General features: G+C 37.8%; 1 protein-coding gene and 1 pseudogene. Both read right to left on the bottom strand.

Annotation, left to right across the window (positions count from 1 at the left end; genetic code table 11):
* A pseudogene (locus tag Q384_RS12775) lies at positions 1-668 on the bottom strand (hypothetical protein); the annotation flags it as partial.
* Positions 566-835: a hypothetical protein gene (locus tag Q384_RS11050; protein WP_037588176.1), complete on the bottom strand. Its 270-nt coding sequence runs from the start codon at positions 833-835 to the stop codon at positions 566-568. The gene Q384_RS11050 and the pseudogene Q384_RS12775, both read right to left, overlap by 103 nt.
* Positions 836-1,058 lie beyond the last annotated feature (223 nt).

Below are 1,058 nucleotides of genomic sequence, written 5' to 3'. Positions count from 1 at the left end.
TTTAAATCACGCCAGATTTTAAGCTCGGTAAACCGTGCGTCTTCAGCGGTGATCTTACCGTCTTGATTGCTGTCAAATTCGGATAAAGCATCATAGCCATTCACAGCAGTTTCGCCGTTGGCTTTACGATAACTGTCACCAAAGATTTCATTACCGTTGCTGATAATGCCGTCTTGGTTTTTATCCACCACCAAAATACCGTCATCGGCACTGACCCAGCCTGTCGCCGTACGAATACCATCATTATTGTGATCGAACAATGCGCCAACGCGCTTATCATGCCCAACGGTTTCAATGCCGTCGCCGTCTAAATCCAAAACAATCGGGTCGTAGATATGGTATTTACCATCGCGGTTGAGGGCTTGCCAACCAATTGGCGCAAAGCAAAGAGGTAAATCAGGATTGTAAAATTTTTCATATGCGTGTTTATAATCTTGATTATCATGCGGATATTTACGGGGGTCGCTCTTTGGATCTACAATTAAATCTCCATTTTTCAATGCCTCATAAACCCTTTCAGCAATATCATCTTTACTTATATTTTTATCTTTTTTAGCCGCATCTCCTATACTTCTACCAATTTTATTATTCCAATGATCCATATTGCTATCATATGGTTCTTGGTTAAAAATAGCATCACCCAAAGCCTCCCATGCACCACCCAACACACTAGCAACCAGCTGATTAGCTTTATATGTATAACCATAGCACTTGAATAAGCGTGCCTAAAAGCATCTACAGGCTTAGCATCTTCTCTATCAAGAAGCCCATATTTTCCAGCATAGTTATAGGAATCATCTTCATATTGTCGAAAAATGTTTAAATTATAACTCATTTTACATCCTTTCTATATCTAATACCTTTTAAAAAAATCTTATTATTGAAAATAGAATTATACTTATTCGGTTCTTTAGTTTTAATTGAATAACAAGGCAACCCATATCCCTTTGGATGCTCATTAAATTTTAACACTTCTGCATAAGGCATATAAATTGAGGGCGTTCAAAATTCTGTGTCAGTGTTAAATCCTACAGTTTGATTATATCATCGAGTCTTCC

It is taken from the genome of Stenoxybacter acetivorans DSM 19021 (genome assembly GCF_000745895.1).
Taxonomy (GTDB): domain Bacteria; phylum Pseudomonadota; class Gammaproteobacteria; order Burkholderiales; family Neisseriaceae; genus Stenoxybacter; species Stenoxybacter acetivorans.
This window is presented reverse-complemented; position numbering and strand designations above follow the sequence as displayed.